This is a genomic window from Labrys monachus (genome assembly GCF_030814655.1).
Classification (GTDB): Bacteria; Pseudomonadota; Alphaproteobacteria; order Rhizobiales; family Labraceae; genus Labrys; species Labrys monacha.
Window position 1 is genome coordinate 4,083,277 of sequence record NZ_JAUSVK010000001.1, and the last position, 24,583, is coordinate 4,107,859.

Consider the following 24,583-nt stretch of genomic DNA (forward strand, 5'->3'; position numbering starts at 1 on the left):
CCCTGGCGCGCGCAAGCACGGGGGCGTCATCCGTTCCGACCAAAGCGGGGACGCCGTTTTTGATGGGGGAAGCAATGAAGAAGATGGTGTCGTGGGCATTCTGCCTGGCGTCGACCGTCGTGGCGCTGGGCTTCGGAGTAGCGCTGGCCATCCTGACATTCGTCCTTGCCGGCCAGGCGTGGCTGGGTCTCACGTCCGATGGCCGATACGATGCCGAAAGATTTGATACGCTTGCGAAACAGATGCCAATGGCCGGATTGCTCTTCATCGGCGTGACCGCCGTTGCCTATGTGCAATGGAAGCAACCATAATCGTTCATGGTGTTTTTTCTTGCCAGGGCGAGCGTCTGGCGAGAACGGTATTTGCGTAGATGAGAAGCTTTCTGGCGCATGCGACCATGGCCTGCTTTTTGGTTTTGCCAGCAGTGATGAGGCGCTTGTAGACGGCTTTGAGTTGCGGGTTCCAAAAATGGGCAGCGGGGACGGCAGCGCCGTAGAGAGCTTTGCGGACTCTGGCCCTGCCGCCGGCAATGCGTCGTTGGCCGTGGCTGTCGCCGCTGTCGCAATCGAAGGGGGCGAGGCCGGCCAGGGCAGCAATCCGCTCGCGTGAGAGGGTTCCCAATTCGGGCATGGCGATCACAAGGGTGATTGCCGTGCGCGAGCCGATGCCGGGAATGGAGAACAGCAGTTCGTATTTCTCGGCGAGATCGGGATATTGCTTGAGGTGATCGCGCAGCCGCCGCTCCTCGACGCCGCTTTGCAGACGACAGCGGCGGATGTCGGCCTCGATCATGCGTCGGACACGCTTGTCCTTGCAGTGCTCGAGGCGTGTTTTATGGCGCGCCTCGTCCGCCTCGATCTGCTCCAGATGCACCAGCGTGTCCCACAAGGCGGTCAGGCGGGGATCCGGCTTGTGGGTTCGCCCGCCCAGAATCGCGGTGAAGGCTGCGATCAGAACCGCGTCGATGCGATCATTCTTGGCCCGCTGCAGCCGGGCCTTGGCGAAAGCCCGCATCTGGATAGGCTGATGCAGGATCACCTCGAAGCCCGCCTGGCGCAGAGCCTGGGCGATGCCCCGCTCATAGCCGCCGCTGGCCTCCATGCCGACGCGTGTCACGCCCTGGGCCTTGAAGCGCTCCACCACGGCTTGCCAGCCGGCCGCATCGTTTTCATCCGCCCACACGCCACTCTGATTGTGAATGGCGCTGTCCAGCTTGGCCTTGCCGACATCGATGCCGGCTGAGCGGCCGGCGTCTTTGACGGGGGCGGCCGCCGCCGGCTCGGAGCGTTCGATGCCTCCTTTTTTGACGGAGCCAGCTTTTACCGTGCTGGCCTGACTGATTTTGGACTTTGTGCTAAGTTTGCCCATCTTCGTCTCCCCAACCTTGCTACGCGAACCCGAGGTTCGATCAACCACACGGGGTGAAGGAAGAGGCGATCACGATCCAGCTTCCCCACAGCCCCAGGGCTTCGGGAATCACGATCCGATGATCGCCGCCGGGCCTGGGGTGGCCACCCCAGGCCCGGCGCCTCTACAAGGCGAGACAATTTTGGCAGATTTTGATTATACAAGAGGAATTTGTCGGCGAGGCGCACTCGATAGCGCCCGACCGGGCGCTACGAAGGCGTCAATCAAACCAACGAGTGATAACGATACGCGCTCGCATCAAAAGCGGGGCAGCGCCACCTTGATCACGCCGCCCTCTTCGAACGCCCGCACGCCGGCTTCGGCGATCGCGGTCGCCACCAGGCCGTCCCAGGCGCCGGCGCCGACGGGCCGGTCCGTGCCGATCGAATCGACCCAGGCCTGCATCTGGCGGCGATAGGCTTCGGCGAAGCGCGGCCGCCAGTCGGGCGCGAAGGGGAAGCGCTGCGTGCCGCCGATGCGCTGTTCGGCATGGACGGGCGGCGCCATCGTCAGCGTGCCCTTCTCGCAGACGAGCTCGGTGCGGATGTCGTAGCCATAGCCGGCATTCATGAAGATCTCGACGTCGACCAGTTGGTCCTTGTCGGTGCGCATGACGATGAACAGGGGATCGGCGGCCGCGCTCGACCGAGTCGGGCGCGGCTTCATCACCTCGATCTCGACGATCTCGGCATCGAGCAGCCAGCGCACGATGTCGAATTCGTGCACGGCCGCATTGGTGATGCTCATCAGCGAGCGGAAGAAGGCGGGCACGCTCGCATTGCGGTGGGCGCAATGCAGCATGAGGGCCTCGCCGAAGTCCCCGCTCGCCAGGCGCTGCCGCATCTCGTTATAGGCCGGATCGAAGCGCCGCATGAAGCCGACCTGGACGAGCCGGCGCCCGGCCGCGCGTTCGGCCTCGACCACGCGCAGGCAGTCCGCGGCACCGGCGGCCAGCGGCTTCTCGCAGAGCACCGGCTTGCCCGCCGCGATGCAGGCGAGCACGCATTCGGCATGGGTCTCGTCGGGCGAGGCCACCACCACCGCGTCGATGCCGGGGTCGGCGATCAGTGCCAGGGGATCGGAGAAGAGGCGGGCGCCGGCAATCTCGCCGGCCACGACGCCGGCCCGATCCGCGTCGGGGTCGCAGAGGGCCGCGACCTCGGCCCGGGCGACATGCCGCCGGATCGTCCGCGCATGGTCGGCGCCCATGACGCCGGTCCCGATCACGCCTATTCGCAGCGTCACGATGCTCCCCCCCTGTCTTACGGCTTTTGAAAGAGACTATGGCCGCCCCTCCCGCCGGACAAGTCGAATTGCCGCCCGGACGGCTCTACCGCTCGCCCCGCCGTGCGGATGTTCCACACGCTTTTCGTGCAGGCGCGCGTTCACGGGAGAGGGTTGGAAGGCCGCGCCGCCGGATTGTCGGACAATTGTTGTTGCAATATCGGTCCGCACGCATAAAACTCCCGCCATCGATCGCAAAGGCCGCCGGAGAGCGGCCCGATCAACGGGAGGTTTGGCCGATGCATCATTATATCATCACGACATAGCGTGCCCTCGCCTGCTGCGAGCGGCGTCCGCATCTCGCCTCGGGCTTCGGCGCCTGTTCTCTTGCTTCATGACATTTAGGCCGCCGGCCCCCGGCATTGACGCGGGTGCGGCGCCCCAAGGCCATTGTGGGAGTTGCGGATGTTAAGGGTTGCGGTCCTCGGCGCAGGACGGATCGGCAGGATCCATGCCGCCAATGTCGCCTCCAGCCGGGAGGCGCGGCTCGTCGCCGTCGCCGATCCCAGCGGCGAGGCCGCGCGGGAGCTGGCGGCCCGCCTTTCCTGCGAAGCCGCCTTCGATTCCCTCGCCGTCATCGAGCGGGACGATGTCGATGCCGTGGTGATCGGCACGCCGACCGACACGCATGTGCCGCTGATGCTGCACGCGGTGCGCCGGGGCAAGGCGGTGCTGTGCGAGAAGCCCATCGATCTCGACCTCGCCAAGGCGGATGCCGCGGTGGAGGAGATCGAGCGGCTCGGCGGGCGGGTGATGATCGCCTTCAACCGCCGCTTCGATCCGGCGGCGCGGGCGCTGCGCGACGCCATCGATGCCGGCGAGATCGGAGAGATCCGCCAGGTGCTGATCACCAGCCGGGACCCTGGCCTGCCGCCTAGCGGCTATCTGCGCCATTCCGGTGGCATTTTCCGCGACATGACGATCCACGACTTCGACATGGCGCGCTGGCTGCTCGGCGAGGAGCCCGTCGAGGTGACGGCGACGGCGAGCCGGCTCGTCGATGCAGGGCTGGCCGAGATCGGCGATTTCGACACCGTCATGGTGCAGATGCGCACCGCCTCGGGCCGGCAATGCCACATCAATGGCTGCCGCGAAGCCGTGTACGGCTATGACCAGCGCTTCGAGATCTTCGGCTCCGCCGGCATGCTGCTCAACGAGAATGTGCGGGCGACCACCGTCCGGCGCTGGACGAGGACGCAGACGGACGCGCAGGAGCCGCTGCTCAATTTCTTCCTCGAACGCTATGCCGACGCCTACCGCCTCGAACTCCAGGCCTTCCTCGATGCCGTCCAGGGCGGCGCGCCGATGCCGGTGACGCCGAGGGACGGGCGGCAGGCCCTGCGCCTGGCCGACTGCGCGCTGGAATCGGCCCTCACCGGCCGCGCGATCAAGGTCTGACCTGCAACGGGAACCCTATCGGCATGCGTGACATCGGCATCGGGATCATCGGCACCGGCTTCATGGGCAAGGCTCACGCCTTCGCCTATCGCGCCGTCGCGGGCATCTTTCCGGACAGCCCGCGGCCTGTGCTGCAGACCGTCGCCGACATCGACGGCGCGGCGGCGCAAAAGGCGGCGGCCCAGTTCGGCTTCCGCCGCTGGCAGACCGACTGGCGCGCCGTCGTCGAGGATCCCGGCATCGAGATCGTCTCGATCACCACGCCGACCCTCGCCCATCGCGAGATGGCCCTCGCCGCCATTGCCGCCGGCAAGCACGTCCATTGCGAAAAGCCGATCGCGCCGGATGCCGGCACCGCCCGGGAGATGATGGAGGCGGCAGAGACGGCGGGCGTCGTCACCCAGGTCGGCTACAATTACATCAAGAATCCGATCCTCAAGCTGGCGCGCAGCATGGTGGAGGCGGGCGAGCTCGGCGACATCACCGGCTTTCGCGGCATTCATGCCGAAGACTACATGGCGGACGCGGAAGCCCCGCATGGCTGGCGCCTCGATCCGGCCGGCGGCGGCGGCGCGATCGCGGATATCGGCAGCCACATCATCGGCCTCGCCCGCTTCCTCCTCGGCCCGATCACGGAGGTGAACGCCGACCTGCAGACGATGGTCGCGAGCCGGCCGGCCGCGCCCGGCGCCTCCGAGCGGCGGGCGGTGGAGGTCGACGACATCGCCCGGCTCACCGTCCGCTTCGCGAGGGGCTGCGGCGGCACCATCGAGGCGAACTGGGTCGCGACCGGGCGCAAGATGCAGCTCGCCTTCGAGCTGACGGGCAGCAGGGGTTCCCTGGTCTTCACGCAAGAGCGGCTGAACGAGCTCCTCCATTACCGGGCGGACGGCGATCCGCAGCGCAACGGCTTCGCCCGCATCGAGGCGGGCCCGCAGCATCCCCCCTACGGGCTGTTCTGCGTCGCGCCCGGCCATCAACTCGGCTTCAACGACCTCAAGACCATCGAAGTCGCCGAATTCCTGGCCGCGATCGCCGGCGGCGAGAAGAACGGCCCCGATTTCCGCGAGGCCTGGGAGATCCAGAAGGTCGTCGACGCGGCGATCGACTCGTCCCGTGCCCGGGCCTGGCGCAGGATCGAATGAGCATGACCGGACAGAACCATGGGCGCCGGCCATCCGGCATCCGCCACAGATCGGGGAGCAGCCGCCGATGACTCTGCTGGACCTTCGCAAGGTCGGTAAACATTTCGGCGCCATCCATGCGCTGACAGACGTCGATCTCACCATCGGGCGCGGCGAGATCGTCGGCCTCATGGGCGACAACGGCGCCGGCAAGTCGACACTGGTCAAGCTGATCGCGGGCAATTTCCCGCCCAGCTCGGGGGAGATCGTCCTCGACGACGAGGTGGTGCATTTCCACAAGCCGGTGGAGGCGCGCGCCAAGGGCATCGAGGTCGTCTATCAGGACCTCGCTCTGTGCAACAATCTCTCGGCCGCCGCCAACGTGTTCCTCGGCCGCGAGGTCAAGAAGAGCATCGGCCCGATCCGCTGGCTGGACCATGCCGCCATGATCCGCAAGGCCGGCGAGCTCTTCGCCGAACTCAAGTCGGAGACGCGCCCGCGCGATCTCGTGCGGCAGATGTCCGGCGGGCAGCGCCAAGCCGTCGCCATCGCGCGGACGCGGCTCTCCGAAGCCAAGATCGTGCTGATGGACGAACCGACGGCAGCCATCAGCGTCCGGCAGGTCGCCGAGGTGCTTGGCCTGATCCGCCGGCTGCGGGACGCGGGGATCACGGTCGTGCTCATCTCGCACCGCATGCCCGACGTGTTCGAGGTCTGCGACCGCGTCGTGGTGATGCGGCGGGGCCGCAAGGTCGCCGACAAGTCCATCGCCAGTTCCTCCCCGGAAGAAATCACCGGCCTCATCACCGGTGCCATCCATGCCGCCTGAGGTCGCCATGCCAGACGCCGCTCCCAGCAATCCGAAGACCGGCACGGCCAGCCGGCCGGAGACCAATGTCTCGATCGAATCCGTCCTGACGGCGCAGCAGAAGGGCTTTTGGCAGCATCTGGTCTCGAGCCAGGCCTTCTGGGTGACGATCGCGCTCATCGTCATCTGCGCGATCATGTCGATCCGCGAGCCGCGCTTCGCGTCCGAGGACAATTTCTACAATATCACCCGCAACTTCGCCTTCATCGGCATCATGGCGCTGGGATCGACGGTGGTGATCGTCACGGGCGGCATCGACCTGTCGGTGGGCTCGATCATGGGCCTCGCCGCCGTCGCCAGCGGGCTGACGCTGGAGGGCGGCTATCCCTGGTATGCGGCGGTGGCCTCGGGCCTTGCCGCAGGCGCGGTCGCGGGCGCGGTGAACGGCACGCTGATCGCCTATACCGGGCTGTCCTCCTTCGTCGTCACGCTCGGCATGCTCTCCGCCGCCCGTTCGGTCGCCGTGGTGATGTCCGGGAACCGGATGCTGTATAATTTCGGCCATGGCGGCCCCGCTTTCAAGGCGATCGGATCGGGGGCCTTCCTCGGCGTCGCCAACCCGGTCTGGGTGCTGATCGCCATGACGCTGGTCCTGTCGGTCGTGATGCGCATGACGACCTGGGGCCGCCATCTGCTCGCCATCGGCGGCAACGAGCAGGCGGCGAACCTCACCGGCGTGCCGGTCAAGCGGGTGAAATTGCAGGCCTACATCTTCTCCGGCCTGTGCGGTGCGGTCTCGGCGATCCTTAGCGTCGGCTGGGCCGGATCCGCCATCAACTCGCTCGGCACGGGTTACGAGTTGCGTGCCATCGCCTCGACCGTCATCGGCGGCGCCAATCTGATGGGCGGCGAAGGCGGCGCGTTCGGCGCCTTCATCGGCTCCGCCCTGCTGGAGGTCATCCGCAACTCCCTGCTGATGGCGGGCGTCGATTCCAACTGGCAGGGCGTGTTCGTCGGAAGTTTCCTGGTTCTCGCGGTTCTGCTCGAACGGATTCGCGGCAAGCGACGCGAGTGACCGGTCGAACCGGCACCGTGTGAACGCCCCTTGGGGCTCAACAAGTCTGGAGGAGACGATGCTGAAATATATGCTGAGCACGGCGCTGGTCGCCGTGGGCCTCGCGGCGAGCGCCGGCGGCGCCGGTGCCGCAGACAAATACACCTTCGCGCTGGTGCCCAAGAACACCAACAACCCGTTCTACGACCAGGCGCTCGCCGGCTGCAAGAAGGCCGAGAAGGAGCTCGCCGGGCAGGTCGAATGCCTCTATGTCGGTCCCGGCGAGCATGGCGGCGGCGACGAGCAGGCCCAGATGATCCAGGACCTCATCACCAAGGGCGTCGACGGCATCGCCGTGTCGCCGGCCAACGCGCCGGCCATGGCGGCGGCCCTGCAGGGCGCAGCCGGCGCCAAGATCCCCGTCCTGACCTGGGATTCGGATCTTCTGCCGGAAGCGGCCGGTGAGCGCCTTGCCTATGTCGGCACCCACAATTACGAGATCGGCGTCAACCTTGCCAAGATCGTCATGAAGATCAAGCCGAAGGGCGGCAAGATCTGCATCCAGTCGGGGGGCGCCGCTGCGGCCAACCACAACGAACGCATGCAGGGCATTCGCGACACGCTCGCCGGCAAGGCCAGCACAACGCCGCCTGGCGATCGCCTCGCCGGCCAGAACGGCTGGACCGAGGTGGACGGCTGCCCGCTCTACACCGACGACGACTTCCCGAAATCCGTGCAGCAGATGGAAGACATCCTCGGCAAATATTCGGACCTCGACGCCTTCGTGCCGACCGGCGGCTTCCCCGAATTCCTGCCCGACGCCTACAGGAACGTCGCCAGCAAATACAAGGACCGCATTGCTTCGGGATCCCTGGCGCTCGTCGTCGCCGATACCCTGCCGGTGCAGATCGACCTTCTCAAGGAAGGCCTCGCCTCGGGCAATGTCGGACAGCGGCCCTTCGAGATGGGCTACAAGGCGATGTATTTCCTGAAGGACATCAAGGACGGCAAGCCCGCGCCGAAGGATCCGACCTATACGGGCCTCGATGTCTGCACGCCTGAAAATGTCGCGACCTGCATCGGCGGCGGCAGCTAACCCACGCAACAGCGCGGCGGGGCCTCACCCCGCCGCCCCTCGGCCGCGGAGTCTGCCTGATCCCTCCTCGTGCCGCTCTCACGGCGCATCGGCAGGATCGCCGCCCGAGCCGGCGTTCTTCGCGGCGGCCGTCGTCTCCTTGCGGAGGTTGCCGGCCGCGTCCCTCCGGCCCTCCGGGGCGCCCTGCCCGCCGCGGCCGGCGCTGGCCGGCTTCAGCCGCGCGCGGAATCCGACCCACAGCGCCACCGAGCCGAGCGCGAAGCTCCCGAGAATCGCAAACATCGGGCCGTAGCCGAGCTTCTCGGCGATCCAGCCTCCGAGCGCCGGGCTGAGCGCCCCACCCATGCCCTGCACCGTCATCACGGCGCCCTGGCCGGCGTTGACGCGGCCCGTTCCCTTGAGGATGCGGGCCACCAGCGCGGGAACGGCCACGCTCTGCAGCCCCTCGGCGATGCCGTCCAGGAACTGGAAGGGATAGACGCCCCAGGGACCGACAAAACAGGCCGCAACCAGGCCGCGGACCGGCAACGCGATGAACGAAACCAGCATGATGAGCCAATAGCCGCGCTTCTCGGCCAGCCATGTCGCGGCAAGCGACACCGCAATCATGACCGCCTGCGCCACCACGATGGTCGTGGCGACGAAGGCCGAGGGATCGCCCTGCTTGTTGGCGACGGCGGCAATCCCGTAGAGCGGCAGCATGGCACCGTTGCCGAGATGGAAGCAGGCGAGCGCGCCGGCGAGGATGACCAGTGCCCTGGATTCGGCCAGGACGCGGAATCCCGTCACCTCTTCGTTCTCGCCGCCGTCGTCGTTGAGGCCGCGCGCAATGCCGTCATTGATCGCCTCGCGCGGGATCAGCATCACCGAAATGATTGACAGCACGCCGAACAGGGCGGCGAGCCAGAACACGGCGGTAAGGCCGAACCGCCAGCCGAGAAAGCCGGACAGGCCGGCGCCGATCATGTTGCCGGCGTGGTTGAAGGCCTGGTTGCGGCCATTCTGCTTGTTGAACCCCGCCTGCCGCACGATGCCGAGCGTGATGCCGCTCACCGCCGGCCCGATGGCCGCGCCTGCGATCGACGTCGCCACCTGGGAGGCCGCAACGAGCCAGAAGTTCTGCGAGAAGAGGATGATCGTCGAGGCCAGCACGGTGCAGATGCCGGGAATGATGACGAAGGAGCGCTTGCGGGAGGTGGCGTCGATGAGCGCTCCGGCCGGCGCGGTCATCAGCATGGCGGCGATGCCGCCGACCGTCATCACGGTGCCGATCAGGCCGCTCCGCCAACCATGCACCACCAGGAACACGCCGAGGAACGGACCTATTCCGGCCTGCATGTCCGCCATGAAGAAGTTGAGCAGTTGAAGCGGCCAGATGCCCTGCTTTCCCTGCACCGCTTCGATCGACCGCCGGACGACTTTGATCGGCGACCGTCTCCGCTTCCCGTCGACCGAGGTCTTTGCTGTGCCCTGCATCCCCGCTGCAACGCCCAGGCTCGGCCTGCGTTCCCCTGCGCCGGGAGGCGACCTCCGGACGAGCCTCAGGCAGCCCCGGTCAGGACCTCGTCGAGGCATCCCTGCAGCACCGTGGCGGCCGCCTCGATGTCGGCGACGATGCTGGCCCGCAGGCGGGCGGCATCCCCGTTCTGCATCGCCCTGAACATTTCCGCATGCTCGCGATTGGAGACCGCGTAATTGCCGCTGGCATGCAGGAGGTGGAAATAAGGGCTGATCTGCAGCCACAGACTCTCGATGATGCCCAGCAGCACGTCCGATCCCGCCATGCGGTAAATGGCGAAATGGAACTGCCGGTTGGCCCGCACATAGCCCTTGATATCGCCGGCCGCCGCCGCGGATGCGAGCGCCTGCAGTTCCCGCTCCAGGTCGTCCAGGTCCTGCCGGCCGGCGCGGCCGGCGGCCCAGGCGCCGGCCAGACCCTCGACTTCCAGCCTCACGCGCCTGAGATCGCCCAGGCGCTCCTTGCTCAGGCGGGGAATGCCGATCGAGCGCCCCGAGATCACGGTCAGCGCCTTGGCGGCGGTCAGCCGCTGCAGGGCTTCGCGCACCGGCATGGCGCTGACGCCGAAAGCATCGGAGACCGCCTGGATGGTCACGGTCTGCCCCGGCGCGATGCCCCCGTCGAGAATGAGGTCCGAAAGCTGCCGGTAGACGCGATCCTGCAGCGTCCCCTTGGGAACATGGCTGACGGGAAGGGGAGACGACTTGGGCACGTTGGAACGATCCGATCCTGGAAGCTCGATATCAATGCACTGGCCGCCAAGGCGGATCAATTGCGTTTTCGCGCCTTGCCAATTTCAAGATCTATGATCTATGATCAAATGCAAGTGGACAACGAGCCACGGCGGGCGCCGGCCAGGCGCCGCACCCCAACGGAGGAACTGCCATGGGACTATGGTCAAAGACGCGTCTCGGCCTGTGGGCGGCCACATTCGCAGGGGCGCTGGCCGTCTGCGCCAGCCCCGCCGCCGCGGCGGGCAAGTTCAAGATCTTCCTCAGCATGAGCTATATCGGCAATGACTGGCAGGCCGAGGCCGCCAACATGGTCAAGGCCATGGCGGCGCACGGCTCGATGGCCGACAAGGTCGACCTGCAGGTGCAGGTGGCCGGTCCGAACGCCCAGCGCCAGATCCAGCAGATCAACGCCATGGTGCAGGCCGGCGCCCAGGCGATCGTGATCTATCCGATCTCGCCGACCGCGCTGAACGCGGCGGTGAAGAACGCCTGCGCCAAGGGCGTCGTCGTCGTCGCCTATGACGGAGAAATCTCCGAGCCCTGCGCCCACAACGTCACGATCGACCAGGAAGAGGCGGGCCGCGTCACGGCGGACTGGCTCGTCAAGAAGCTGAACGGCAAGGGCAACATCGTCCTCGTCACCGGCGTTCCCGGCACCTCCGTCGATACGCTGCGCACCAAGGCGGCCAAGGAAGTCTTCGCCAAAAATCCCGGCATCAAGGTCGTGGCGGAAGCCGTCGGCATGTGGAGCCAGGCGGTGGCGCGCACCGAGCTTTCCAAGATCCTGGCGACCCACAATTGGGACCAGATCGACGGACTGTGGATGCAGGTCGGCTGCTATACCGCCAACAGCCTGCAGATCGAGGCGGGCAAGCAGATCAAGGACCTGAAGCCCTGCGCCGGCGAGGGCTCCAATGGCGGCCGCATCCAGATGCTGCCGGTCGGCACCGAGGTGGAGGGCGCCAACGGCACCTATATGCCGATGGGAGCGCCCCGCATCTCCTATGCTTCGCCGCCCTACTCCGGCGGCCTCGCGCTGAAGCTCGCCGTCGAGAAGCTCGAGGGCAAGGACATTCCCCAGCACGTCACGCTGCCGCTGCCGCTCGTCACCAACGACACCATCAAGCTGTGCCAGGAAGGAAGCTGGGCGGAGATGAAGGCCGGGTGCAACGCCTTCAAGCCGTCGATCGTGCCCAATCCCGGCTGGTTCGCCTCAATCTTCTCGGACCAGACCCCGGAGATCGGCCTCAACGCCGCGCTGGTCGGCCAGCCCGAGAATTGAGGGCGCGCAAGGTCAGCCTTCCTTCCCGCGCGGGGAAGGAAGGCTGACCGCCCGTCCCGCCGACCTCGGCGGGACGTCAGGACCCAGGCGATGCGCCGCCCTTCCGGCAGGCACATCCCACGCATCGAAAGTCCACCGGGAGTATCGCGCTTGCCGCCGCATTCCACCGCCGAACCGGCCGTCGCCGTGGACCATGTCGGCAAGGCCTATGGGGCCACCATCGCCCTCGACGATGTCGGCTTTTCGATCGAGGCCGGCTCGGCGCATGCCCTGCTCGGCGAGAACGGCGCCGGCAAGTCGACGCTGGTCAAGCTCCTCTCCGGCCTCGTCATGCCGGACAGCGGCACCTTCCGCATCTTCGGCGAGCCGGTCCGCCTCACCAGCGTCAGGGCCGCCCATGCCCAGGGGCTGCAGACCGCCTTCCAGGAGATGACGCTGGTGCGGGACCTCACGGTCCTCGACAACATGCTCATTCCCTATGCGCCGATGAACGCGCTCGGCCTGGTGCGCCGACGGCACGCCGCCCGGCAGGTCGAAGAGCATTTCGCCGCCATCGGCCTCGACCATATAGACCTCGACGAGGAGATCCGCGATCTGGACCTCGCCGTCCAGCAGAAGATCGAGGTCGCCCGCGCCCTGTTCCGCCGGCCGATGGTGCTGCTGCTGGACGAGCCGACCTCGACCCTTTCCGGGCGCGACGTCGACTGGCTCGGCGCGGTGATCGCCCGCGAACAGGCCCGCGGCACCACCGTCGTCTTCATTTCGCATCGCCTGCGCGAAGTCCGCGACTTCTGCAGCCGGGTGACGGTGCTGCGCAACGGCCGCCATATCGCCACCGGCAATGTCGGCGACTACAGCGACGGCGAGATCATCAGCATGATCGCCGGGCGTTCCTTCGCCCATTCGTTCCCTGCCCGGCCCACCCAGCGCCGGGCGAGCGGCGCCGAAGTGCTGCGGGCGGACGGCATCGGCACGGCGGGCAAGCTCGTCGACGCCTCGTTCCGCCTGCACGCCGGGGAGATCCTCGGCGTCGCAGGCCTGCAGGGCATGGGCCAGCTCGAACTCTTCCTCGCCTGCTTCGGCATGGCCGAGATCGTCCGCGGACAGCTTTCGGTCGACGGGCAGCCGGTGGAGATCACCAGCCCGCGCGAGGCGGTGCGCGCCGATGTCGGCATCAGCCTGGTGCCGGAGGACCGCAAGACCGAGGCGCTGTTCCTCAAGCTCGGCGGCGGCCACAATGCCTCGCTGCCGGTGATCGAGCGCTTCACACGCTTCGGCCTGATCGACGGCGAGGCGGAGAAAGCGGCCGTCGCCCGGGTGTTCGAGAGGGTCGACGTCGACCGGCGGGCGTTGTGGACGCCGGTCTCGGCCTTCTCCGGCGGCAACCAGCAGAAGATCGCCATCGCCAAATGGCTGCTCGCCGAAAGTCGGTGCCTGCTGCTCTATGACCCGACGCGCGGCATCGACGTCGGCACGAAGAACGAACTCTATCGCCTCATCCGCGCCTTCGCCGACGCCGGCGGCGCCGTGCTGTTCTACTCCACCGAAATCCCGGAGATCGTGCATTTGGCCGATCGCGCTATCGTCTTCTATGGCGGGCGCGTCGCCGCCGGCATCGAAGAAGCCGATCTCACCGAAGAAGCCATCCTCAAGGCCGCGCTCGGCTCGGCCGAACCCGGCAAGGCCGCCGCATGATGTCCGCGATCCTCGCTCCGTCCCATCCCGATCGCGGCCCGAGCCGGCGGATCGGCCTGCGCCTGGCGCGCAGCCGCGGCCTCCTCCTCGCCATCGGCGTCTTCGCCGTCCTGCTCGGCATCATCTCGTTCGTCAGCGCGGCGCCGCTGTCCTATTACGACGTCTCGCAGATCGCCACCAACGGCGCGACGCTGGCGATCGCCGCCGTCGGGCAGACCGTCGTCATCATCTCCGGCGGCTTCGACCTGTCGGCCGGCGCCGTGGTCTCGCTGGTCAATGTCGTGCTCGCCCGCTTCATGCCGGAGGTCGCGCTGCCGGTCCCGGTCTGGATCGCCGTCGGCATCGGCGTCGGCTGCCTGTCCGGCGCCTTCAACGGCCTGTTCATCGCCTGGTTGCGCCTGCAGCCGATCGTGGTGACGCTCTCGACCATGTTCATCCTGCAGGGCGTGACGCTGCTCGTGCTCGACAAGCCCGGCGGCATGGTCGATGCCGGCCTTTCCGACATCTTCGTCGGCGATGCCGTGCCCGGTCTCCTGCCCTTGCCCATCCTGCTGATCGCCTGCCTGCTCATGCTGTGGCTCTGGCTGAAGCGGAGCCGGTTCGGCACGGCGCTCTTCGCGGTCGGCAGCGACCATGATGCCGCGAGGGCGGCCGGCATCCGCACGCGCACGACGCTCTTCCTGACCTATGTGCTGGCGGGCGGCTGCTACGGCCTGGCCGGCGTCTTCATCAGTGCGCAGACCGGGTCGGGCGATCCGCTGGTCGGCAACCCGATGCTGCTGCAGATCTTCGCCGCCGTCGTGGTGGGGGGAACGGCGCTCGGCGGCGGCCGAGGGGGCCCGCTCGGCTCGGTGTTCGGCGCCTATATCCTGATGATGGTGGTCAACATCCTGCTCGTGCTGAACGTGTCGGCCTATTTCTCCACCATCGCGGAAGGCGCGATCCTCATCCTCGCCGTGCTCGGCGGCTCGATCAGCCGCCACTCGCGGCTCGCCGCGACGGTGCGGACGGCGCTCCGGCGGCTGCGTGCCCGCAGCGCCGGGCTCCTGCCGTCCCAGCGGCAGGGCCCCCCGCGCCGGCTCGCCTTGCCGGAGCGAACCGAACGGGGCGCAGCGCCGGCCTCGGCGGCGACGCCGTCCTTCCTCGTGCGGCACGCACCGACCCTGCGCCACGCCGTACCGGCCTATGTCTGCTTCGCGATCGTGCTGCTGGCGACCCAGCTCGTGCTCGGCAACACCCTGCTGGACTGGAGCTACTACAACTCCCTGATCGTTCTCTCGTCCTTCCTCGCCATCCTCGCCCTCGGCCAGGGCACGGTGATCCTCACGGGAGGGCTGGACCTTTCGGTGCCGTGGACGATCGGCTTTTGCGGCATCCTGCTGGCCGGCATGGTCAAGGGATCCGACGCCGCGCTGGTCTATGCCCTGCCGACGGTGCTTATCGTCGGATGCGTGATCGGGTTCTTCAACGGCGTCGGCATCGTCGTGCTCGGCCTGTCCCCCATCGTGGTGACGCTCGCCGCCAACGGCATCCTCCAGGGCTTCGCGCTGGTCTATTCGAACGGCACGCCGGATGGCTTCGCCTCGCCGCTGCTGCGCGAATTCATGACCGGGCGCAGCCTCGGCGTCGCCCCGGTGGTCCTCTTCCTCGTGCTGTTCGTCGCCGCCGCGGTGCTGCTGCTCGGGCGCACGCCGTTCGGCCGGAGGGTCTACGGCATCGGCAACGGCGAACGCGTCGCCGCGCTCTCGGGCATCGCCGTGGGCCCGACCGTCATCAAGGTCTACATGCTCTCGGGCCTGTGCTCGGCCCTGGTCGGCGTGCTGCTGACCGGCTTTTCCGGCCAGGCCAGCCTCGGCATGGGGGACGATTATCTCCTGCCCTCGATCGCCGTGGTGGTCGTCGGTGGCGCGCTGATCACCGGCGGGCGCGGCCATTATCTCGGCATGCTCGGCGGCGTCTTCCTTCTGACCGCCTTGCAGACTCTCCTCGCCGGCACAACGCTGCCCTACGCCATCCGCGCCATCCTTTTCGGGCTGGTCGTGCTCGGCGCCGTGATGGCGCTGCGCGAACGGCGCTCATGATTTTCGAACGGAGTTCATTCCCATGACGGCATCCGCCCTTCCCTCTCCCGCCGCCCCTTTCGGTCCCGATGCCGTGGCGGGCCTGCGCGTGCTCGTCACCGCCGGCGCCTCCGGCATCGGCCGCGCCATCGCCGACATGCTGATCGGGCACGGCGCGCGCGTGCATATCTGCGACATCGAGGAACGCTTCCTCGACGACTACCGCGCCGCCCATGGCGATGCCGGCGTCACCCGCGCGGACGTGTCGAAGGACGAGGAGGTCGAGCACCTGTTCGAGGATGTCAGGACCCATCTCGGCGGGCTCGACGTGCTGGTGAACAATGCCGGCATCGCCGGGCCGACGGGCGGCGTGGAAGCGATCGATCCGGCGCAATGGCGCCGCACCATCGACATCTGCCTGACCGGCCAGTTCCTCTGCACCCACCACGCCGTGCCCCTGCTGAAGGCGGCGGGCGGCGGCTCCATCATCAATCTCTCCTCCGCGGCCGGGCGCTTCGGCTATGCCTACAGGACGCCTTACGCTGCGGCGAAATGGGGGGTGATCGGCTTTACCCAGAGCCTCGCCAAGGAGCTCGGCCCCTCCGACATCCGCGTCAACGCGATTCTGCCCGGCATCGTCGAGGGCCCGCGCATGGAGGGGGTGATCCGCGACCGCGCCGCCGAGGTCGGTGTCACCTATGAGGAGATGGAGCACCGTTATCTGGAGAACGTCTCCCTCCGACGCATGGTGACGGGGCAGGACGTGGCGGCGGCGGTGCTCTTCCTCGTCTCGCCGGCCGGCCGCAACGTCTCCGGGCAGTCCATGAATGTCTGCGGCAATGTCGAGCGGCTCTGAGCGGCCGACGCCGCGGCTGCCCGCCCTCGATTCGGAAAGAGAGTGACATGGCCACCATCGCCATCATCGGAAGCGGATTCATCGGCCGGGCCTGGGCGATCAGTTTCGCGCGCGCCGGCCACCGGGTCCGGCTGTGGGACGCAGCCGCGGACGCGCCACAGGCGGCGCTCGACTATATCGCCGGCATCCTGCCCGACCTCGCCGCCAACGACCTGCTCGAAGGCGCCACGCCGGACGCGCTGATGGCCCGCATCACGCCGGCCGCCACCCTGGCGGAGGCGGTGGGGGAAGCCGACCACGTGCAGGAGAACGCACCGGAAGTGCTGGAGACCAAGCGCGCGCTGTTCGCCGAGCTCGACGCGCTCGCGCCGCCCGCCACCGCGCTCGCGAGCTCGACCTCGGCTCTGCTGCCCTCGGCCTTCACCGACCATCTCGCCGGCCGCGCCCGCTGCCTCGTCGTCCATCCCATCAACCCGCCTTATCTGGTGCCCGCCGCCGAAGTCGTCCCCTCGCCCTGGACGGACCCGGCGGTGATCGAGCGCACCGCCGCGCTGCTGCGCAGCGCAGGCCACGCGCCCATCGTGATGAAGCGCGAGATCGACGGCTTCCTGATGAACCGGCTGCAGGGCGCCCTGCTGGAGGAAGCGTTCCGCCTCGTCGCCGACGGCGTCGCCACCGTGGAGGACGTCGATATCGGCATCCGCGACGGGCTCGCGCTGCGCTGGTCGTTCATGGGCCCGTTCGAGACGATCGACCTCAACGCCCCCGGCGGGGTGCGCGACTACGTCGTGCGCTACCAGGGCATCTATGAACGCATCTTCCCGTCGACGCAGCGGCGCGCCGACTGGGCGGGGCCGGTGCTCGAAACCGTCGAGGGAGAACGCCGGGCGCGCCTGCCGGCGTCCGATCTCCCGAAGCGGCAAGCCTGGCGCGATCGCATGCTGATGGCCCTCGCCTCCCACAAGCGCCGCGTCCGCACCGATATCGGTTCCTGATCGCCAGAAGGAGACATTCATGACCGCTCCCGCCACTCCCACCGGCAAGGTGATCATCAGTTGCGCCGTCACCGGTGCCATCCACACGCCCTCGATGTCGCCATACCTGCCGGTGACGCCCGACGAGATCATCGCCGACGGCCTGAAGGCGGCCCAGGCCGGCGCCGCCATCCTGCATCTCCATGCCCGCAACCCCGAGACCGGCCGCCCCGACCAGACGCCGGAGGCATTCGGCCGCTTCCTCTCCCGCGTGAGGCAGGGCACGAATGCGGTGATCAACGTCACCACCGGCGGCAGCCCGTTCATGAGCGTGCAGGAGCGCGTCCTGCCGGCGCAGACCTACAAGCCCGAGCTCGCCTCGCTCAACATGGGCTCGATCAATTTCGGGCTGTTCCCGCTGCTGCAGAAATACAAGGACCTGAAGCACGACTGGGAACGCCAGCATCTGGAGAACACGCGCGACCTCGTCTTCCGCAATTCGTTCCAGGACATCGAGTTCATCCTGAAGACGCTGCGCGACAACGGAACGCGCTTCGAATTCGAATGCTACGATATCGCCCATATCTACAATCTCGCCCATTTCGTGGACCGCGGGCTGGTCGAGCCGCCCTTCTTCGTCCAGTCGGTGTTCGGCATCCTCGGCGGCATCGGCACCCATCCCGAGGACGTGATGCACATGAAGCGGACGGCGGACCGCCTGCTGGGGGACGCCTATCGCTGGTCGGTGCTCGGCGCCGGCGCCAGCCAGCTGCGCATCGCGGCGATGGCGGCATCGATGGGCGGCAATGTCCGCGTCGGGCTGGAGGACTCGCTGTGGGCCGGCAAGGGCAAGCTGGCCACCGCCAGCGCCGAGCAGGTGACGATGGTGCGCGGCATCATCGAGGGCCTCGGCCTCGCCGTCGCCACGCCCGACGAAGCCCGCGTCCTGCTCGGCCTCAAGGGCGGCGACAAGGTCGAATTCTGAAGCACGAAAGACGCCCGATAAAGCATTGGAGCAAACCGCGTTTCCTTCCGAAACGGGTTTTGCTCCAGGAAACGACGGGCCGCCTCGGGGAGAAAGCCATGCTGCGCATCGAACGGCTCGGAGAGGTGACGGCCGAACTCGGCGAGGGCCCGCTATGGGACGTCGCCGAACAGCGCCTGTATTGGATCGACAGCCTCGGCAGCCTGATCCATGCCTGCGACGCCGATGGCGGCGGTCCCCGGACCTGGCCGGTTCCCGACCATATCGGCTCGCTGGCGCTGCGCCGGCAGGGCGGCGCGGTGCTGGCACTGCGGGACGGCTTCTACACCTTCGATTTCGGCACCGGCCTCGCCCGCAAATGGCGGGACCCCGATCCGGGCAAGCCGCGCATCCGGCTCAATGACGGCAAGGTCGACCGGCAGGGGCGCTTCGTCGCCGGCTATATGGACTATGAGGAGAGCGAGCCGCTCTGCTCGGTTTTCCGGCTCGACGCCGACGGCGCCGTCGAACGGCTGGACCAGGGCATCGTCTGCTCCAACGGGCCGTGCTGGAGCCCCGACGGCCGCATCTTCTATTTCGCCGACACCTATACGCGCGACATCTGGGCCTATGACTACGACATCGCGACAGGCAAGGCTTCGAACCGGCGGGTCTTCGCCTCCTTTCCCGCCTGCGGATTGAAGGGTCTGCCGGACGGGGCGACGGTCGATGCGGACGGCTATGTGTGGAGCGTCTCGGTCTATGAGGGCAAGCTCGCGCGCTTCGCGCCGGACGGGCGGCTCGAACGCCTCGTCGGTCTGCCGGTGGAGAGCGCGACCAGCCTGAGCTTCGGCGGCCCGGATCTCGACATCGCCTACGTCACCTCCATGGCCCGGCGCGTCAAGGGCGTGCTGCCGCGCGAGAAGGAGGCGGGCGGCCTGTTCGCCGTCCACGGCCTCGGCGTGAAAGGCCTGCCCGAACCCCGCTTCGCCGGGTGATCGGGGCCGACGGCGGACGAAGACGAACGCACAAAGGCTTGGGGGAGGAACCATGCGCATCGAGGTCCTGGTGGACGTGAAGACCATCCTCGGGGAAGGCCCGCTCTGGGACGTGGAGGAGCAGCGCCTCTACTGGATCGACAGCTTCGGCTGCAACGTGTTCCGCGCCACGGTGGACGGGTGCGAGGTGCGCGCCTGGGACGTGCCGGCAAAGATCGGCTCCATGGCGCTGCGCAAGCAGGGCGGCGCCGTGCTCTCGCTCCAGACCGGCTTCCATTTCCTCGATTTCGAGACGGGCGAGACCCGCCTGATCGTCGATCCCGAGCCCGACAAGCCGACGACCCGCCTCAACGACGGCAAGGTCGACCGCAGGGGGCGCTTCGTCGCCGGATCCATGGACATGATGGAAGCCGGCCCGAACGGCGCGCTCTACCGGCTCGATGCCGATCTGTCGCTGCACAAGCTGGATGACGGCATCATCGTCTCCAACGGACCGTGCTGGAGCCCGGACGGCACCGTCTTCTATTTCGCCGACACCTGGTCGGGCGAGATCTGGGCCTACGACTACGACCAGGACACCGGCAGCGTCTCCAACCGCCGGACCTTCGCCAAGGTCGACCGCTCCGGCGGCGGCGCGGCGGACGGCTCGACGGTCGACGCGGAGGGGTATCTGTGGAACGCCCTCGTCTATGACGGCAAGATCGTCCGCTACGCGCCGGATGGTTCGGTCGACAGGGTCATCGACATGCCGGTGAAGAAGGTCACCAGCGTCATGTTCGGCGGGCCGGATCTCGACATCCTCTTCGTCACCTCGATGGCCAAGCCGCCCCTGCCGCGCTTTCCCGGCGACGGCCGGCAGCGCGGCAGCCTGTTCGCCGTTCACGGCCTGGGTGTGAGGGGCGTTCCCGAGCCGCGCTTCGCCGGATGAACGCGGATGCGACCGGCGAAACACCGTCGCGACGGGACGGAGACACGCGCGGCGGCACGAGATTTCTCGGCAGCATTACGCGGCGAAAAGCCTTTCTTCACCATCGCGGGCCAATAGTGGCGCCAATGAGTTTGCGTCGTGTTGGAGTTCGCCCATGTTGCTCGCGAGTAGCGCCGAGGTCGCCGTCGGCTGGTTTTGGCATACGGCCTATCGTGCCCGGTGGCACTGGAAGCTGAAGCGCGAAGGCGCCCTGATCGCCGCCGCCGTCGTTGCGCTCGCCGGGGCGGTGGACACCGCCCGCACGATCCATCGGAGCCCGCAGGCCTCCGACATCGCCCCCCTCTCGGCCCCCGTCGCCGCTGCCATGACGCCGGATACCGCCGCCGTCGCCGCCACCATCACGTTGCCCGCCGCCGGCGCGGTTGCCGCCAATCCGCCCGCCATCGACGGCACCCAGACGGCGCAGGCGCCCGATGCCGCGCCGAAATTCCCTATCATCCAGGACCAGACCGGCTCGATCGACCAGAACGATCCGATCGAGACGATCCTGCCCATGGATTCGAGCGCGCGGAAGGACGACCCGATCGCGCAGAAGATCAACGAACGTTTCGGTGACGCCGCACCGGCGGAGCCGGCACCGAAGAAAGCGAAGCCGAGGGCGGTGCGCACCGCTTCTGCCAAGCCGGCCAGGATCGCCAGGCCGCCGCGCAAGCCCGCAGACGACAGCTCGATGGACTGAGGCGCCGTTCCGAACGCCCGGCCGCATCGCGGGGATGCACAGGCGATCTCCGGCATCCAGCCCGACGCATCGCACCACGCCCGACGCGAAGGACCCCGCCGGTCTGCGACCACCGGCGGGGCCGACGGCCCAAGCCTCTCCTCGCAGAATGAAGCCCTCTCCTCGCAGAATGAAGCACCGCATCCGCCTCTCGCCCGGCCGGATGCAGCGCCCCGCGACCGCAACACCGAGACATCGGATCCCGACAAGCTGTATCCCGCTCGCCCGAAATTTCGGAAATGCTGAGGGAATCCGAGATAAACGCGCGTTTTACACCGGCGGCCCCGGGCTTTCGGCCCCGAAACTATTGACAAAGCCTCGTTCACCCCTATGTTCGCGGCGTTGGGGCCTCCTTGGCCATGTGCGGCGATGCGAGCCGCCCTCTGCCGTCCGATCGGGGCGGCCTCTGTTGGTTCGACATTTCCACAATGAGCTTCGCTGAACTCGGTCTTTCGTCAAAGGTTCTCGCCGCTGTTGAAGCGGCCGGTTATACGACTCCCACTCCCATCCAAACCCAGGCCATTCCGCACGTCCTCCAACGTCGGGACGTGCTCGGTATCGCGCAGACCGGCACCGGCAAGACGGCGGCGTTCACGCTGCCGATGCTGACGCTGCTGGAAAAGGGCCGCGCCAGGGCGCGCATGCCGCGGACGCTGATCCTTGAGCCGACCCGCGAGCTCGCGGCACAGGTCGAGGAGAATTTCGATCGCTATGGCGTCAATAGCGGCCTTTCGGTGGCCCTCCTCATCGGCGGCGTCTCCTTCGGCGACCAGGACACCAAGATCGCCCGGGGCGTCGATGTGCTGATCGCGACGCCGGGCCGCCTGCTCGACCACATCGAGCGCGGCAAGCTGCTGCTCACCGGCGTGGAGCTGCTCGTCATCGACGAGGCGGACCGCATGCTCGACATGGGCTTCATCCCGGACATCGAGCGCATCTGCAAGCTGGTGCCGTTCACCCGGCAGACGCTGTTCTTCACGGCGACGATGCCCTCCGAGATCAAGCGCATCACCGACCAGTTCCTGCACAACCCCGTCCAGGTCGAGGTTTCGCGCCCGGCGACGGCGGCGACGACCATCACCCAAGCCCTGGTGCATACACAGGCCCCGCCGGCGGAAAAGCGCCAGGTGCTGCGCCGCCTGATCCGCTCGGCCGAAAACCTCCAGAACGCGATCGTGTTCTGCAACCGGAAGACGGAAGTCGCCCTGCTGCACAAATCGCTGCTGCGCCACGGCTTCGGCGCCGTCGCCCTCCATGGCGACATGGATCAGCGCTCGCGCATGGCGGCGCTGGAAAGCTTCCGCAACGGCGAGATGCCGCTCCTGATCGCATCCGACGTCGCCGCACGCGGCCTGGACATTCCCGAAGTCAGCCATGTCTTCAATTTCGACGTGCCGGTCCATGCCGACGACTATATCCACCGTATCGGGCGCACCGGCCGCGCCGGCCGGGCGGGCTGGGCCTTCACCCTGGTTTCGCCCGCCGACGGCAAGCATGTCGCGGCGATCGAAACGCTGACCGGCTACAAGATCCCCTTCACCGGCGACCCGCTGCCTGTGGAAGAGGAGGAAGTCGCCGAGCGGCCGCGCCGCGCCCGCCGCGAACGGGGCGAGAAGAAGCCGGGCGGCGAGCACGCCCGCGGCCCCAGAACGCGCGAAGCAACCGAGGCTCCGAAGGCTGCAACGCCGTCGAAGGCGGCTGAACCGCGCCAGCCGGCCGAGCCGCGCCAGCCCGCCGAGCGCAGGCCGGTCGAGCGCAAGCCGGTCGAACAGCGCCTGCCTCCGGAACAGCGGGCACCTGCGGAACAGCGCCGGCCGGCGCGCAACGAGCATCACCGGCGCAACGACGATGACGGTCCCACCGTGATCGGCCTCGGCGACCACGTCCCCTCCTTCCTGCTCACGCCGATCCGCCGCAAGCCCGCCCGATAGAACACCCGCCGATAGGACAAGGCCGGTCCGCGGACCGGCAACCCCCTCTCGCTTTTGTGGGAGGGGCGGCAGCGAGAGGCGAACGGCGCAGCGCGCTGGCCGATGGATCTAAGCCTGCTCCAGTTCTATCAGGGTTCCCGAAAAATCCTTCGGATGCAGAAACAGCACGGGTTTGCCGTGTGCGCCGATCCGGGGCTCGGCGTCGCCGAGGATGCGCGCTCCGCCGGCCTTCAGCCGGTCGCGGGCCGCCAGGATGTCGTCCACCTCGTAGCAGACATGGTGCAGGCCGCCATCCGGATTCTTGTCGAGGAAGCGGGCGATCGGCGAAGCCTCCCCAAGGGGCTGCAGCAATTCGATCTTCGTGTTGGGCAGCGTGACGAACACCACCGTGACGCCATGATCGGGCTGTGCGAGCGGCGCCGATACTGTCGCCCCCAGCACGTCGCGATACAGCGCAGTGGCCCGATCGAGATCCCGGACGGCGATGGCGACGTGGTTCAGGCGGCCGATCATGCGCTGAGACGATTGCGGAGCGGTCTCGCCAGCACGCCGCCCGTCAGCCGGCGGGGAACGCCGGTGCTCGAGGGAAAGGTGAGCGGCAGGCCCTTGAGCGAGCGCACCGCCAGATAGGCAAAGGCCTGCGCTTCCATCATCGCCGCCGACCAGCCGACATCGTCCGCCGTCCGGACGCCCGCGCCGGTCTCCCGGCGCAGGAAGTCCAGGATGGCCGGGTTGCGGGCGCCGCCGCCGCAGACCACCCACAATGCCGGCGGCCGCGGCAGCCAGCGCCGGCTCGCCGCGGCGCTCCTGGCGGTGAAGGCGGCCAGCGTCGCCGCGGCATCCTCGGTGGAAAGCGAGGCCACCGCTTCTCTTGAGAAGGCGTTGCGGTCGAGCGATTTCGGCGGCTTCTCGTCGAAATAGGGATGCGCCATCAGATGCGCGAGGACTGCTTCGTCCGCATGGCCTGCCAGCGCATAACCGGCGTCCTTGTCCATGGCCGCCCCGGTGCGCTCGAGCATGAGGTCATCGATCAGCGCATTGGCCGGGCCGGTGTCGAAAGCGATCGGATCCTGGGCGCCGTCGAGATAGGTGACGTTGCCGACGCCGCCGAGATTGAGCACCGCGACCGGCCCGCCGAGACCGGCGGCTTGCACCAGCGCGTGGTGATAGGCGGGGACCAGCGGCGCGCCCTGCCCGCCGGCCGCGACGTCGGCGGCACGCATGTCGTGAACGACGGGAATGCCGATCTCGTCGGCCAGCGCCTGTCCGTCTCCAATCTGCACGGTCAGGCGCAGAAGCGGGCGGTGCAGCACCGTCTGGCCGTGAAAGCCGACGATGTCGATATCGTCGGGGGCGAGAGCGTGGGTCCGCAGGAAGTCGCCGACCAGATCCGCATGGCGACGGCCGACCAGCCTCTCGGCAGCCGCGAGGCCGCCGGGCCGCTCGGTGCGCCTCTCCATGGGCAGGGCGTCGGCCAGAGCCCGCCGCAACAGATCACGCTCGTCATGGCTGTAGGCCAGCGACAGGGATGGCCCCATCACCACCTGCCCCTCGCCGTCGGTCTCGATCAGGGCGGCGTCGATGCCGTCCATCGAGGTTCCGGACATCAGTCCCAGCGCCGTCATCATCGACTTCATGCTTCACTGTACCAAAAGGGCGACAAACCTGATAGACGCGGCGGCAATCTTCGCCG

The 24,583-nt window shown here is 67.9% G+C and carries 22 protein-coding genes; 16 read left to right on the plus strand and 6 right to left on the minus strand.

Features of this window, described 5'->3' with window-relative positions:
- Positions 1–74: 74 nt before the first annotated feature.
- Positions 75–311, plus strand: a complete 237-nt coding sequence (locus J3R73_RS18635; protein WP_307430099.1) for a hypothetical protein — start codon at positions 75–77, stop codon at positions 309–311.
- A gap of 4 nt (positions 312–315) precedes the next feature.
- On the opposite strand, the gene J3R73_RS18640 is transcribed toward J3R73_RS18635, so the two are convergent.
- Positions 316–1,368, minus strand: coding sequence for an IS110 family RNA-guided transposase (locus tag J3R73_RS18640; RefSeq protein ID WP_307430101.1), 1,053 nt, complete (start codon positions 1,366–1,368; stop codon positions 316–318).
- Between the two features lie 297 nt (positions 1,369–1,665).
- Complete coding sequence (locus J3R73_RS18645) at positions 1,666–2,652, minus strand: Gfo/Idh/MocA family oxidoreductase (protein WP_307430104.1); 987 nt, start codon at positions 2,650–2,652, stop codon at positions 1,666–1,668.
- 444 nt (positions 2,653–3,096) lie between these two features.
- Here J3R73_RS18645 and iolG point away from each other — a divergent pair, with 444 nt between their 5' ends.
- The 5 genes from iolG to J3R73_RS18670 all read left to right on the plus strand — a co-directional run bounded on the left by iolG (position 3,097) and on the right by J3R73_RS18670 (position 8,171).
- The gene (gene iolG, locus J3R73_RS18650; protein ID WP_307430107.1) at positions 3,097–4,089 is read left to right on the plus strand and encodes an inositol 2-dehydrogenase; all 993 of its coding nucleotides are present in this window, start codon (positions 3,097–3,099) and stop codon (positions 4,087–4,089) included.
- Between the two features lie 23 nt (positions 4,090–4,112).
- Positions 4,113–5,234, plus strand: a complete 1,122-nt coding sequence (locus tag J3R73_RS18655) for a Gfo/Idh/MocA family protein (protein ID WP_307430109.1) — start codon at positions 4,113–4,115, stop codon at positions 5,232–5,234.
- A 67-nt stretch (positions 5,235–5,301) separates the two neighbouring features.
- Positions 5,302–6,042: an ATP-binding cassette domain-containing protein gene (locus J3R73_RS18660; protein WP_307430112.1), complete on the plus strand. Its 741-nt coding sequence runs from the start codon at positions 5,302–5,304 to the stop codon at positions 6,040–6,042.
- Between the two features lie 7 nt (positions 6,043–6,049).
- A complete protein-coding gene (locus tag J3R73_RS18665; RefSeq protein ID WP_307430114.1) occupies positions 6,050–7,096 on the plus strand; it encodes an ABC transporter permease in 1,047 nt (348 codons plus the stop codon).
- 58 nt (positions 7,097–7,154) lie between these two features.
- The gene (locus J3R73_RS18670; protein ID WP_307430116.1) at positions 7,155–8,171 is read left to right on the plus strand and encodes a sugar-binding protein; all 1,017 of its coding nucleotides are present in this window, start codon (positions 7,155–7,157) and stop codon (positions 8,169–8,171) included.
- 78 nt (positions 8,172–8,249) lie between these two features.
- Here the strand turns inward: J3R73_RS18670 and J3R73_RS18675 are convergent, their stop codons facing one another.
- A complete protein-coding gene (locus J3R73_RS18675; protein WP_307430118.1) occupies positions 8,250–9,647 on the minus strand; it encodes an MFS transporter in 1,398 nt (465 codons plus the stop codon).
- Positions 9,648–9,712: 65 nt separating this feature from the next.
- On the minus strand, positions 9,713–10,402 hold the full coding sequence (locus tag J3R73_RS18680) for a GntR family transcriptional regulator (RefSeq protein WP_307430121.1): 690 nt from the start codon (positions 10,400–10,402) through the stop codon (positions 9,713–9,715).
- Between the two features lie 173 nt (positions 10,403–10,575).
- Between J3R73_RS18680 and J3R73_RS18685 the strand changes: the two genes are divergently transcribed.
- The 10 genes from J3R73_RS18685 to J3R73_RS18730 all read left to right on the plus strand — a co-directional run bounded on the left by J3R73_RS18685 (position 10,576) and on the right by J3R73_RS18730 (position 22,890).
- Positions 10,576–11,706, plus strand: coding sequence for a sugar ABC transporter substrate-binding protein (locus J3R73_RS18685; protein ID WP_307430124.1), 1,131 nt, complete (start codon positions 10,576–10,578; stop codon positions 11,704–11,706).
- Between the two features lie 150 nt (positions 11,707–11,856).
- Positions 11,857–13,401, plus strand: a complete 1,545-nt coding sequence (locus J3R73_RS18690; RefSeq protein WP_307430127.1) for a sugar ABC transporter ATP-binding protein — start codon at positions 11,857–11,859, stop codon at positions 13,399–13,401.
- A complete protein-coding gene (locus J3R73_RS18695; protein WP_307437479.1) occupies positions 13,401–15,482 on the plus strand; it encodes an ABC transporter permease in 2,082 nt (693 codons plus the stop codon). The genes J3R73_RS18690 and J3R73_RS18695 overlap by 1 nt, the downstream gene beginning before the upstream one ends.
- Positions 15,483–15,504: 22 nt before the next feature.
- Positions 15,505–16,317, plus strand: coding sequence for an SDR family oxidoreductase (locus J3R73_RS18700; RefSeq protein WP_307430130.1), 813 nt, complete (start codon positions 15,505–15,507; stop codon positions 16,315–16,317).
- Positions 16,318–16,364: 47 nt separating this feature from the next.
- Entirely contained in the window at positions 16,365–17,312 is a 948-nt protein-coding gene (locus J3R73_RS18705) for a 3-hydroxyacyl-CoA dehydrogenase (protein ID WP_307430133.1), read from the plus strand.
- A 19-nt stretch (positions 17,313–17,331) separates the two neighbouring features.
- Entirely contained in the window at positions 17,332–18,276 is a 945-nt protein-coding gene (gene kce, locus J3R73_RS18710) for a 3,5-dioxohexanoate:acetyl-CoA acetone transferase (RefSeq protein ID WP_307430135.1), read from the plus strand.
- Positions 18,277–18,374: 98 nt separating this feature from the next.
- Complete coding sequence (locus J3R73_RS18715; RefSeq protein WP_307430138.1) at positions 18,375–19,253, plus strand: SMP-30/gluconolactonase/LRE family protein; 879 nt, start codon at positions 18,375–18,377, stop codon at positions 19,251–19,253.
- A gap of 52 nt (positions 19,254–19,305) precedes the next feature.
- Positions 19,306–20,181 carry an SMP-30/gluconolactonase/LRE family protein gene (locus J3R73_RS18720; protein ID WP_307430140.1) on the plus strand — a complete coding sequence of 292 codons (876 nt, stop codon included), beginning with the start codon at positions 19,306–19,308 and terminating at the stop codon, positions 20,179–20,181.
- 154 nt (positions 20,182–20,335) lie between these two features.
- The gene (locus J3R73_RS18725) at positions 20,336–20,920 is read left to right on the plus strand and encodes a hypothetical protein (RefSeq protein ID WP_307430143.1); all 585 of its coding nucleotides are present in this window, start codon (positions 20,336–20,338) and stop codon (positions 20,918–20,920) included.
- 467 nt (positions 20,921–21,387) lie between these two features.
- Positions 21,388–22,890 carry a DEAD/DEAH box helicase gene (locus J3R73_RS18730; RefSeq protein WP_307430146.1) on the plus strand — a complete coding sequence of 501 codons (1,503 nt, stop codon included), beginning with the start codon at positions 21,388–21,390 and terminating at the stop codon, positions 22,888–22,890.
- Positions 22,891–22,998: 108 nt separating this feature from the next.
- Here J3R73_RS18730 and mce read toward each other — a convergent pair whose 3' ends face one another.
- Entirely contained in the window at positions 22,999–23,403 is a 405-nt protein-coding gene (gene mce, locus J3R73_RS18735) for a methylmalonyl-CoA epimerase (RefSeq protein WP_307430152.1), read from the minus strand.
- Positions 23,400–24,518, minus strand: a complete 1,119-nt coding sequence (locus tag J3R73_RS18740) for an anhydro-N-acetylmuramic acid kinase (RefSeq protein ID WP_370880100.1) — start codon at positions 24,516–24,518, stop codon at positions 23,400–23,402. The genes mce and J3R73_RS18740 overlap by 4 nt, the downstream gene beginning before the upstream one ends.
- Between the last annotated feature and the right edge of the window lie 65 nt (positions 24,519–24,583).

Excerpts from the sequence above, each read along its gene's own strand:
- J3R73_RS18635 (WP_307430099.1), top strand. The coding sequence starts at position 75 with ATGAAGAAGATGGTGTCGTGGGCATTCTGCCTGGCGTCGACCGTCGTG.
- J3R73_RS18640 (WP_307430101.1), bottom strand. The coding sequence starts at position 1,368 with ATGGGCAAACTTAGCACAAAGTCCAAAATCAGTCAGGCCAGCACGGTA.
- iolG (WP_307430107.1), top strand. The coding sequence starts at position 3,097 with ATGTTAAGGGTTGCGGTCCTCGGCGCAGGACGGATCGGCAGGATCCAT.
- J3R73_RS18655 (WP_307430109.1), top strand. The coding sequence starts at position 4,113 with ATGCGTGACATCGGCATCGGGATCATCGGCACCGGCTTCATGGGCAAG.
- J3R73_RS18660 (WP_307430112.1), top strand. The coding sequence starts at position 5,302 with ATGACTCTGCTGGACCTTCGCAAGGTCGGTAAACATTTCGGCGCCATC.
- J3R73_RS18665 (WP_307430114.1), top strand. The coding sequence starts at position 6,050 with ATGCCAGACGCCGCTCCCAGCAATCCGAAGACCGGCACGGCCAGCCGG.
- J3R73_RS18670 (WP_307430116.1), top strand. The coding sequence starts at position 7,155 with ATGCTGAAATATATGCTGAGCACGGCGCTGGTCGCCGTGGGCCTCGCG.
- J3R73_RS18675 (WP_307430118.1), bottom strand. The coding sequence starts at position 9,647 with ATGCAGGGCACAGCAAAGACCTCGGTCGACGGGAAGCGGAGACGGTCG.
- J3R73_RS18685 (WP_307430124.1), top strand. The coding sequence starts at position 10,576 with ATGGGACTATGGTCAAAGACGCGTCTCGGCCTGTGGGCGGCCACATTC.
- J3R73_RS18695 (WP_307437479.1), top strand. The coding sequence starts at position 13,401 with ATGTCCGCGATCCTCGCTCCGTCCCATCCCGATCGCGGCCCGAGCCGG.
- J3R73_RS18700 (WP_307430130.1), top strand. The coding sequence starts at position 15,505 with ATGACGGCATCCGCCCTTCCCTCTCCCGCCGCCCCTTTCGGTCCCGAT.
- J3R73_RS18705 (WP_307430133.1), top strand. The coding sequence starts at position 16,365 with ATGGCCACCATCGCCATCATCGGAAGCGGATTCATCGGCCGGGCCTGG.
- kce (WP_307430135.1), top strand. The coding sequence starts at position 17,332 with ATGACCGCTCCCGCCACTCCCACCGGCAAGGTGATCATCAGTTGCGCC.
- J3R73_RS18715 (WP_307430138.1), top strand. The coding sequence starts at position 18,375 with ATGCTGCGCATCGAACGGCTCGGAGAGGTGACGGCCGAACTCGGCGAG.
- J3R73_RS18720 (WP_307430140.1), top strand. The coding sequence starts at position 19,306 with ATGCGCATCGAGGTCCTGGTGGACGTGAAGACCATCCTCGGGGAAGGC.
- J3R73_RS18725 (WP_307430143.1), top strand. The coding sequence starts at position 20,336 with ATGTTGCTCGCGAGTAGCGCCGAGGTCGCCGTCGGCTGGTTTTGGCAT.
- J3R73_RS18730 (WP_307430146.1), top strand. The coding sequence starts at position 21,388 with ATGAGCTTCGCTGAACTCGGTCTTTCGTCAAAGGTTCTCGCCGCTGTT.
- mce (WP_307430152.1), bottom strand. The coding sequence starts at position 23,403 with ATGATCGGCCGCCTGAACCACGTCGCCATCGCCGTCCGGGATCTCGAT.
- J3R73_RS18740 (WP_370880100.1), bottom strand. The coding sequence starts at position 24,518 with ATGATGACGGCGCTGGGACTGATGTCCGGAACCTCGATGGACGGCATC.